Origin of the sequence: Streptomyces albidus (ex Kaewkla and Franco 2022), from assembly GCF_013870515.1 — a bacterium.
In the GTDB taxonomy this organism is placed as follows: Bacteria; Actinomycetota; Actinomycetes; order Streptomycetales; family Streptomycetaceae; genus Streptomyces; species Streptomyces albidus.
In genome coordinates this window covers 1-9,735 of sequence record NZ_JACBXA010000225.1, presented here as the reverse complement: position 1 = coordinate 9,735, position 9,735 = coordinate 1, and the positions used below count along the sequence as shown (strand labels likewise).

General features: G+C 69.7%; 11 protein-coding genes. 4 read left to right on the top strand and 7 right to left on the bottom strand.

Annotated features, from left to right (window positions below):
- From H5J26_RS24510 to H5J26_RS24500, 3 genes are all read right to left on the bottom strand, one after another.
- A partial coding sequence (locus tag H5J26_RS24510) for a DedA family protein (protein WP_181768127.1) occupies window positions 1–643 on the bottom strand: 643 nt, incomplete at its 3' end.
- A gap of 134 nt (window positions 644–777) precedes the next feature.
- Complete coding sequence (locus H5J26_RS24505) at window positions 778–1,707, bottom strand: hypothetical protein (RefSeq protein ID WP_181768126.1); 930 nt, start codon at window positions 1,705–1,707, stop codon at window positions 778–780.
- A gap of 607 nt (window positions 1,708–2,314) precedes the next feature.
- Window positions 2,315–2,845, bottom strand: coding sequence for a hemerythrin domain-containing protein (locus tag H5J26_RS24500; RefSeq protein ID WP_181768125.1), 531 nt, complete (start codon window positions 2,843–2,845; stop codon window positions 2,315–2,317).
- 319 nt (window positions 2,846–3,164) lie between these two features.
- On the opposite strand from H5J26_RS24500, the gene H5J26_RS24495 reads away from it, so the two are divergent.
- Window positions 3,165–3,986, top strand: coding sequence for an alpha/beta fold hydrolase (locus tag H5J26_RS24495; RefSeq protein WP_181768124.1), 822 nt, complete (start codon window positions 3,165–3,167; stop codon window positions 3,984–3,986).
- Between the two features lie 48 nt (window positions 3,987–4,034).
- On the opposite strand, the gene H5J26_RS24490 is transcribed toward H5J26_RS24495, so the two are convergent.
- The 3 genes from H5J26_RS24490 to H5J26_RS24480 all read right to left on the bottom strand — a co-directional run bounded on the left by H5J26_RS24490 (window position 4,035) and on the right by H5J26_RS24480 (window position 6,052).
- Complete coding sequence (locus H5J26_RS24490) at window positions 4,035–4,856, bottom strand: peptidoglycan recognition protein (RefSeq protein ID WP_181768123.1); 822 nt, start codon at window positions 4,854–4,856, stop codon at window positions 4,035–4,037.
- 99 nt (window positions 4,857–4,955) lie between these two features.
- Complete coding sequence (locus tag H5J26_RS24485; protein WP_181768122.1) at window positions 4,956–5,714, bottom strand: hypothetical protein; 759 nt, start codon at window positions 5,712–5,714, stop codon at window positions 4,956–4,958.
- Complete coding sequence (locus H5J26_RS24480) at window positions 5,714–6,052, bottom strand: PadR family transcriptional regulator (protein ID WP_181768121.1); 339 nt, start codon at window positions 6,050–6,052, stop codon at window positions 5,714–5,716. The genes H5J26_RS24485 and H5J26_RS24480 overlap by 1 nt, the downstream gene beginning before the upstream one ends.
- A 244-nt stretch (window positions 6,053–6,296) precedes the next feature.
- Between H5J26_RS24480 and H5J26_RS24475 the strand changes: the two genes are divergently transcribed.
- The 3 genes from H5J26_RS24475 (at window position 6,297) to H5J26_RS24465 (ending at window position 8,772) form a co-directional block, all read left to right on the top strand.
- Window positions 6,297–7,181: an aminoglycoside phosphotransferase family protein gene (locus tag H5J26_RS24475; protein ID WP_181768128.1), complete on the top strand. Its 885-nt coding sequence runs from the start codon at window positions 6,297–6,299 to the stop codon at window positions 7,179–7,181.
- 155 nt (window positions 7,182–7,336) lie between these two features.
- Entirely contained in the window at window positions 7,337–7,822 is a 486-nt protein-coding gene (locus tag H5J26_RS24470) for a MarR family winged helix-turn-helix transcriptional regulator (protein ID WP_181768120.1), read from the top strand.
- A gap of 278 nt (window positions 7,823–8,100) precedes the next feature.
- Complete coding sequence (locus H5J26_RS24465) at window positions 8,101–8,772, top strand: nitroreductase (protein ID WP_181768119.1); 672 nt, start codon at window positions 8,101–8,103, stop codon at window positions 8,770–8,772.
- A gap of 152 nt (window positions 8,773–8,924) precedes the next feature.
- Here the strand turns inward: H5J26_RS24465 and H5J26_RS24460 are convergent.
- On the bottom strand, window positions 8,925–9,735 hold an 811-nt coding region (locus H5J26_RS24460; protein WP_419183846.1), incomplete at its 5' end, for an SCO7613 C-terminal domain-containing membrane protein.

Sequence of the window (9,735 nt, the reverse complement as noted above, 5' to 3'; positions counted from 1 at the left end):
GGCCGGCGTTCGTCTCCGCCTTCTTCCGCTTACGGGCACGCAGGTACTCGATGACGATCGGCATCACGGAGAGGACCACGATGCCGACGAGCATCATCTCGATGTTGTTCCGCACGGCCGCGATCTGCCCCAGCAGGGCACCGAGCAGCGTGACTCCGGCGCCCCACAGCACGCCGCCGACGACGTTGAAGGTCAGGAAGGAGCGGTACCGCATCTGGCTCACGCCGGCGATGATCGGCGTGAAGGTCCGCACGATCGGCACGAAGCGGGCCAGCACCAGCGACTTGGGCCCGTACTTCTCGAAGAACTCGTGGGCCTTCTCCACGTTCTCCTGCTTGAACAGGCGGGAGTCGGGCCGGCGGAACAGGGAGGGGCCGACCTTCCGTCCGAACAGATAGCCCGCTTGGTCACCGAGCACGGCCGAGATCACCACGAGCGTGCAGACCAGCCACAGCGGATAGTGCAGGTACTTGTCGGTCGCCACCAGGAGTCCCGCTGTGAACAACAGCGAATCTCCGGGCAGGAAGAAGCCGATCAGCAGGCCGGACTCCGCGAAGACGATCACAAGGATGCCGATCAGACCGAAGGTCTGGATCAGATAGTCCGGATCGAGCCAACTGGGTCCCAGCGCGAGGACGGTCACGTCACAGGCTCCTCATCAGGGGCACACCGCAAGGCGGCGGTCGGGCGTACACGCTATCAACGCTCACGGGCGCCAGAACGTCCCGCCCTGGCGGCCCCGGACCGCCGGGGCCCCGCTCGCACGGTGCGAGAGTGTCAGCCCTGGGGGGCCGGCAGCATCTCGTTCCAGTTCGCCCAGTACCCGCCATAGCCGTCCGGAACCAGACCGTCCGGCAGGAGCACGTCGCCCGGGGAGCTCATCTGCTGGCTGGGGACACCCGGGTGGTGCGGGACGCTCTCCCTGCGGTGCTTGCCGCCCTGCCGCCCGGCGTTCTCCTCGGGATGCATGAACAGCCGCCCCTGCGCGGAGAGATACTGCGCGCGAGCCGTCAACCTCCGCAGGTCGGTGCCGAGTTCGAGCGCGAGGATCTCCATGTCCACGCCGGACTGCCAGCCGTCGACGAGCACCGCGTCCTGCACGGGTGACCAGCCCATGTGGTCGGGCATGTGCGAGTGGTCGTACATCTGCATGTGCTCGTGCGGCTGCTGGTACTGGTCCGGGTGGTAGGGATCCTGTGCGTACGGGACCTGCTGGTGCTGCTGCGTCTGGTGCTGGACTTGATGCTGGGGCTGGTGCTGGACCTGATGTTGGGCCTGGTGATGCTGCGGCGGGACGTGCGCCTGCGGGTGCCCGTGCATCTGGGACAGATCGTGGGCGGGCATGTGATCCGGCGCCTGGGCGTGGGCGTGCTGATGAGGGTTCGCGGGGTCCTTCGCCCGCACGTTCTCCTCGTGCGGCGCGGAGTGCGGCTGGAGGAGCGGCGTCATGAGCAGGTCGTCTGCCAGTGACCGGGCGTCCTCACGGCCGACGGTCCGGCGGGCGATGCGTACTTCACGCTCCGGCAGGCCGAGCATCTCGGCCACCGCCTTGTCGTTGCCGACGATGACCGAGAACGCCGCGAGCGAACGGATCCGGCTCGTCTGTGCGTCGTCCAGCGTGGTCTGCGCCGCACGTACCTCCTCGTCGCTCTGGCAGAAGGCTTTCGCCAACACCGTGTGCCGATCCCACAGCTCCCGAGGCTCCATGCAGACCCCGTGTCCCTTCAATCCATATGTACTGAATTCACAGTCCAAATCATGCAATCCGTATCTTCGAAGGACTCAATCTAGTGCCGCAGGCATCGATACCGGCGGCGCCATGGCGGGACTCGGAGCGTTTCCACGGGTTTCCCCCGGGGTACACAAGTACGGCTTTTCGGGCGGCCCGACGGCCGTCACCTGAGGGCGTCTCGCTCGTGGGCATCGCATCGAGGCAGTGGCGGCCGTCCGTCACACACCGCCGGGACGGCCGCGAAGCAGTGGCTGTCATGGGTGAACTCGCTGCGGCAGGCGTCGAGTTGGGAGCGGTGCGAGGTCGTCGCCGGGGTGCGGTTCCGGCCGTAGCCGGCTGAAGGCGCCGCTCCACGCGAGAGGTTCACGATTCGTCGTACGTGCGGCCTCGGCCATGAAGAAGGGCACCGAGCCCGGCAGGCACAGCGGCAACATCCACGCCGTCAGCCATCACAGGGATCGCTCGATGGAAGTACCTCCCGTGGACAGACGGGAGACCGCGGGAGCCCCTGCGCGGTTCCTCCCGCTCCACCTGGGCCCGGAGGAACCGGACAAAAGACCGGTCGAAGGCTGCCCGGCGCAGTCACCGCGAAGCGGCGTCCACCACCCGTCGTACGTTCTCCGGGCGGCCCGGAGCGGAAGCGAGTTGATCACGGCGGACGCGGGCGAACTCCCGCCCCAGCTCGGCCCGCCGTTCCGCGCCGACGTTCTCGCGCGTGTCGTTGATGAGCGAGCACTCCTCCTCGTCCAGGTGATGGCTGACCGCCTGCACGAGGTCCTCCAGCCGCTCGTCCCACTCCTCGCTGCCGGGCTGTTCGACCTCCAGCAGCGCGAGCAACGCCTCGTTGCCCTCGGTGTGTTCCTCCACGCTGTGCTCGACGTCCTCGTCGTCCACGTTCCGGTAGCGGCGCAGCGCCGGGTACACCTGCGTCTCCTCCGCCTCCGCGTGGGCGATCAGCAGATCGGCCAGTCTGCGCAGCGCCGCCGCGCGGTCGGCGTCAACGCTCCGCATCTCACGGAAAAGATCCTCCATCGTGCGGTGGTCCCTCAGGATCAACTCCACGACGTCGTCCGTCTCTTGCTGCCGGTCCTGCTCCGCGGGCACGTGGGACATCGGCACCTCTCTTCGCTTCCGATCGACCGCACGGGCGGGTTCCCCGCTGATGACGTGGCACTCCTGCGCGAGCGGACTTCCGCGGCACAGCAACGATCTCTCCGGAACGGACGGATCTCGGGCCCTACAGCGGACCGGTTCCCGCGCCGCGTCGGAACCGGTGCGTGGGCGGGCTCCCGGGCCCGCCTTGAAAGCTCCCCCACTCCGCGCGACCGTTGAAGGTGTGTCCGGCCCGTTCGACATGGATCGGGGCCGGAGGCCGGAGGTCTCGGCCTCTCCCCTCGTACGACGGGCCGGGAAGGCAAGGAAGGAGTCCGCCATGGGCACCATCACCACCGCCGACGGCACCGAGATCTACTACAAGGACTGGGGCTCCGGACGCCCGGTCGTCTTCAGCCACGGCTGGCCACTGAACGCGGACGCCTGGGACCCGCAGCTGAATTTCATCGCTTCGCAGGGATACCGCGTCATCGCACACGACAGGCGGGGCCACGGCCGCTCCTCCCAGCCGTGGGACGGCCACGACATGGACACCTACGCCGACGACCTCGCCCAGCTCATCGACATGCTCAACCTCAGCAACGCGACCGTCGTCGGGCACTCCACCGGAGGCGGCGAGGTGACTCGCTACCTGGGCCGGCACGGGACGTCCCGAGTCGCGCAGGCGGTGCTGCTGAGCTCCGTACCCCCGCTCATGCTGAAGACGGAGGCCAATCCGGAGGGTCTCCCCATGAAGGTCTTCGACGAGATTCGCGAGGGCGTGCTCTCCGACCGGTCGCAGTTCTACCAGGACCTCAGCGCCAGCTTCTACGGCGCCAACCGTCCCGGCTCGGACGTCTCCGAAGGGACTCGCGACGCGTTCTGGCTGATGAGCATGCAGGTGGCGCTCAACGCCTCCTACGAATGCGTCAAGGCCTTCTCGGAGACGGACTTCACCGACGACCTGACCCGGATCGACGTCCCCGTCTTCATCGCGCACGGTGACGACGACCAGATCGTGCCGATCGTCGCCTCGTCACCCAAGACGGCCGAACTCGTCAAGGACCCCACCCTGAAGGTCTACCCCGGCGCGCCGCACGGGCTCTACGGCAGCGGGAACGACCGGTTCAACAAGGATCTTCTGGACTTCCTCAAGGTCTGACCCGGGCGTAGGTCTGACCCGGGCGTGCGGGTGCGGGGCGTCCGCCCGTCAGTGACGGTCGCCCCGCCCGGCATCCGCCTCCGTCGACGGCCGCTTCGGCTTCTGCCGTGCCGCGGCCTGCTCACGCAGCTGGAACGCCTTGCGGCGGATCTCCCCGAGCTTGCCGTACAGCGCCTTGCCCGGGCAGTTCGTCTCGTAGGCGTCCTGGTGGGCGGCTATGACGTGGAAGGTCGCGCTCTTCCCCTTGTCGAAGCGGCTGAGGTCGCTGGAGGAGACCATCCGCGTACGCCCCCGTGGGTCGACGCCCGGTCGCAGCTTCCAGGCCGCCAGAGTGGCGATCGAGTCGAGCATCGGCTGCGGCACCTCGTTGCCCAGCTGGAAGTTGCCGAGCGCGGCTATCCCCATGCTGTGGGCGTTGAAGCCCATCGTGTGCGCGCCCTCGACCGAGCGCTTCAGGCCGCCGGAACGGCCTTCGTAGATCTTGCCGCAGTGGTCGACGATGAAGTTGTAGCCCAGGTCGTCCCAGCCGCGCCTGACGTGGTCGGCCTCCAGCGTCCGCAGCATGCGGGGCACCTCTGAGCACTCGTAGTCGTTCGGCTGGTTGGTGTGGTGGATGAAGACGGTCCGCACACCGTGCGAGGACGCGGGGCGCTCGCGGACCATCTTCTCGTTCGCGTGCCAGTCACGGCGCGGCACGATCTCCGGGCGGGGCACACCGGGCACCGTTCCGGCCCCTGCCGGGCGGGCGTGCCGCCGCGCAGCGGCATCGTCGCGCACAGGCTCGTCCCACGTGACCAGGAACGCGAGCGGCAGGAGCGCCACGAACCAGAGTCTGTAGGGCCGCTTGGGCTTGGGTTTACGGTGCCGCATAGACACACGGTGAACCGGAGGCCCGAGGTCGCACAGGTGAGCGTGGCCGTTCGGGTGAACAGCGCCCCTCGTCAAGATCACACCCGGCGCCGTGAAGCCCTACCTTCTGCCGGAGGTCTGCTTCCTCAGCGCCGACCGCCCCAGCAGCCACACCGCCAGACCGGCGACGGCGAACCCCACGCACGCACCCGCCAGCGTGCTCCCGTCCGGAATCCCGGCAACGGTCACCCCGCTCCAGAACGCCGACGCCACAGCCAGCACGCACACCGCGAGCCAGGCGTAGAGCCGCTTCCCGAAGTGGACACGCTTCGCCGGCGGGGCGGGCGGTTCGTCGATCCGGGCGGCGGGGCCGTCGAGGACCGCACCGGGGCGCTTGTAGTACGTGAACGGGCCCCACACGCCGAACTGCTCCCAGCCCTCGGGGGCCAGCTGCACGCTGCGCGCCGACCTCCCGGAGTGGGCCAGCGTCTCCCGCCGGTACTCCCAGCGCATCGGGTGCCCCAGGTCCCGCCGGCAGACGAACCGGCCGAGCCGGTCGAGCCGGTCCACCTCCCAGCCCTGGCCGCCGAAGCGGTCCAGCAGGCGCTGCTCCTTGAAGGCGTCGGCCGTCCACACCCATGCCTCGGCGGCGTCATCCGGCTCCAGCTGTCCGTCCCCGGGCCCGGTCGTAACCGTGGGCTCCCGCTCGGACAGCTGCGTCGCGAGCTCGGCGACGGACCCGAACTCCTCGGCCGCGTCCGCCCCGGCCTCCTCGCCGTACGCCGTCAGCTCACGTACGAGCTCGTCGATGCGATCCTCGGGCACCTCGCGATCCCGAAGCAGGACGACGAGCCGGTCGAAGTAGGTGCCGTCCGTCATCAGCCGTCCTCCCGCTGCTCAAGCAACCGCGTCACCGAGTGGTGGAAGCCGGCCCACGCGTCGCCCTGCGTCTTGAGAGCGCTGCGGCCCTCCTCCGTCAGGCGGTAGTAGCGACGTCCGGGACCGCGCTCCGTCGCCCTGAACTCGGCCTCCAGCAGACCGGACTCCTCCAGCCGGTTGAGCACGGGATAGAGCGTCCCGCCCTTGATACGGCCCAGCCCCGCCTCGTCGAGACGTCTGGCGATCTCGTACCCGTAGCTCTCGCCGCCGGTGAGGCAGGCGAGCACCAGCAGGTCGAGGACGCCCTTGAGCCAGCTGGCTCGTCTGTCGGTGACCATTGCTAGATGACACCACAGCCTAGGTAGCAAAACAACCTATGTGGAACAGCTGACCGGTCGTCCGGCTTTGACGATCGGGGCAGCGAGCACGGCGTGCCCGCACGACCGCAGGAGGCAGGCCGCTTTGAGCCTCCATGTCCCGTAATCCTCCGGCAGCCACGGCCGGCTGATATGAACTCAGGGTCACGGTCCGACCGGCGACGATCCGGGCGGGAACGAGAGAACTGGTGGGCGGATGGGCAAGATGCACGCGGACGAAGCGGAGACGGACGCCGACCTGGTACGGCGGCTGCTGCGCGCTCAGTTTCCGCAGTGGGCGGACCTGCCGATCGTCCGGCTCGCCTCCGGAGGCACCGTCAACGCGATCTACCGGCTCGGCGAGGACCTGACCGTCCGGCTGCCGCTGCGCCCCGGAGGCGCCGAGGCCGTCGCGATGGAAGCACGGCTGCTCCCCCGGCTGGCGCCGCTGCTGCCGCTGCCGGTCCCGGAGGTGGTGGCGACCGGCGCGCCGGGAGAGGGATACCCCCTGACCTGGGCGGTGCACCGCTGGATCGAGGGCCGCAACCCGGTCGAAGGCGACCTGGGCGAGCCCGAGTCGGTGGCCCGCGACCTCGCGGAGTTCGCGGTCGCCATCCGCAAGATCGACCTCCCCGGCGGGCCGCCGGCGCACCGGGGCGGGCCGTTGATCGCCGAAGACCGGGAGATGCGGACAGCGATCGAGGCGCTGCGCCGCACCGACGAACCCTTCGACGCCGACGAGATCACCGCGGCCTGGGAGGAAGCGCTCGCGGCGCCGCTGTGGACGGGCCCGGCCTGCTGGACGCACTCCGACCTCATGCCGAGCAATCTGCTGCTCGCAGGCGACCGCGTCTCGGCAGTCATCGACTTCGGCACCGTGGGCATGGGCGAACCCGCGACCGACCTCATCCCTGCCTGGAACCTGCTGCCCGCCTCGGCGCGGCGGGTCTACCGCGAGGCGGTGGACGTGGACGACGCGACCTGGGCGCGCAGCCGGGGCTGGGCGCTGTCCATGGCGGTCATCCAGCTGCCGTACTACCGGAGGACCAACCCGATCATTTCGGCCAACGCCCGGCACGTCATCCGAGAGGTCCTGGGGACACCGGCATAGAGGCGAGGACGACGCCCAGGTCGCCGTTGCCAGGCCGGCCTTGCCGCGACCAGATGCCCTTCCGGCGAGGGGCGACAAGTGCCGAGGTCGACCTGGATCACACTTGGTCTCAATCGATACCGTATCGGCCGAATCGATGCCGCTAACGTGACCCCATGACCGCCGACGTTCCTCACAGCACCACTGCTTCACGTGCCACCGGCCGCCCCGGGGATGCCTCGCCCTTCGCTCTCGGATTGCTGCTGCGCCAGGCGCACTGGCGCGCGGCCTCGGTGATGGCGGAGGCGTTTCGGCCGCTCGGCATCGAAGTGCGGCATTTCGCCGTGCTGATCGAGCTGATGGACCGCGGGCCCACAGTGCAGCGGGACCTGGCGGCGGCCACCGGGTCGGACAAGGCGGGAATCATGCGGGTCGTGGACGACCTGGAGCGCAAAGGGCTGGCCGCACGCAAAGCCGTTCCGGGAGACCGGCGGGTGCGGGCGGTGGAGATCACGCCTGCGGGCGTGGAGCTTTTCGACGCGGCCCACGTGGCGGCTGAGCCGCTGGCCGACCGCCTGGTTTCCGAGTTGAGGCCTGGCGAGGCCGAGCAGCTGGCGGACCTGCTGACCCGGTTCGCCTATCCCCCGCGCGGCGAGGCGTAAGGGCACCCGCGCGGGCGGCCCGTCGCGTGGACGCGCTCGCCTCAGGCAGTCCTCGGCGAACCCGCCCATGAAGCTGCACCCACAGTGGCTGCGCGCCGCCCTGGCTCCGGCGCGTTCCGTTCGAACAGGACGAGAACACGGCACCGACAGCCGCAGCCACAGCCCGAGTCGATCCGCGGCAGCGCGCACCCCGACAGTAGTTGCATGCAAGATAGTATCGAATGATACCGTCGCGAATCTGATGGAGGCAGACGTCGAGCAGAGGAAGGTAGACGATCTTGGATGTCTACGAGGCCGTCACGAGCCGACGGGCAGTGCGTGGATTCACCGACCGCGAGGTCCCGAGGGAAGTGCTGGAGCGCGTCCTGTCCGCTGCCGCTTGGGCGCCGTCCGGTTCGAACCTCCAGCCGTGGAACGCCTACGTGCTCACAGGCGGGCCGCTGGCCGAACTCAAGAAGCGCGCCGGCGAGCGCGTGGCCTCAGGCGACGCCTGGGACGAGCCGGAGTACGAGCAGTACCCGCCCGCGCTGAAGTCCCCGTACCGCGAACGCCAATTCGCCTTCGGTGAGCAGCGCTACGGCGCACTGGGCATCCAGCGAGAGGACCTGGAGGCACGCCAGCGGGCCGCTTCCGCGAACTGGGACTGCTTCGGCGCCCCCGCCGCCCTGTTCTGCTACGTCGACCGCGACCTGGGCCGGCCCCAGTGGTCGGACGCCGGGATGTTTCTGCAGACCGTCATGCTGCTGCTCCGCGCCGAAGGGCTGCACAGCTGCGCGCAGATGTCATGGGCGAAGTACCGGAAGACCGTCGCGGAGGTCCTGTCACCCCCGGACGACCTCATGCTCTTCTGCGGCATGTCGATCGGGTACCAGGACGTCACGGTGGATCACACCCCCCGGGCGGACCGGGCGCCGCTCGACGAGACGGTCACGTTCGTCGACGATCGCTGACGCTCCGCCGTCAGCCGGTCAAGGACCGCTTCAAGGACCGCTTCAAGAGCCGCTGTGGCCAGGGGTGTTGGCGGACCGAGAGCGAGGAGGCCCTGTCCGACACCGGACAGGGCCGCCCCCTCGTTGCAGCCTGAAGGACGGGCCCGTGCCCCTCAACTCAGCTGCTGCCAGGCGCGCTTCAGTCGTCGCGCCTCCTCCAGCCGCCGCTCATACGTGGCGCCGGCCACGACAAGGAGCAGCCCCGCGAGCGCAATCGTCAGCCAGCGCGGCAGCAAGCCTGCCACCTGGGCGACGTACGGGCCGAGTTCGTGTACGCCGACCGCCACGAGGGTGGCCCCGCCGAGCAGCAGCGGCGCCTGTAGCCGCCACCGGGCGCCCGCGAGTGTGGCACCCAGCGCGCCGGCGCCCAGCAGCAGAGGGCGCAGCCAGTGCGGATCGCCCCACACCATGGCCAGGCTCGGCACAAAGGTGAAGGCGAGCCCGCCGCCGTACGCCCACCACGACGACACCCGGGTCGGCGCCGCCGTCTCGCCGCTGCCCGGCCGGCGCCTGCGCAGCCAGCCGATGAGCAGCAGCGCGCCGGAGACCGGCAGTGTGTACGCCTCGGGGCTGGAGATGCCGGAGGCGAACAGCCGTACCCACGTGGCGAGTACGAGCAGCACCGCCGAGCCGTAGCCTGCGCCCGGACGCCGGTCGGCGCGCAGGGCGACGCCTGCGGCGGAGACGGCACAGAGGGCGAGTGCGAGCCAGAGCGTGCCGGGGTACGGGGCGCACAGCGCGAGCGCGACCAACGCCGTTCCGTAGCCCGTGCATTCGACGGCGAGTGAGATCGCCTTCCGTGACACGGGCACCGTCGAAGCCGCACCGCCGCCCAGCAGAGCCGCCGTCGGCACAGTGCCCACTGCGACCGCGAGCACCGCGAACGACGCCTGGTGCGCCGGATAGTGCAGTGCCGCGGTCACA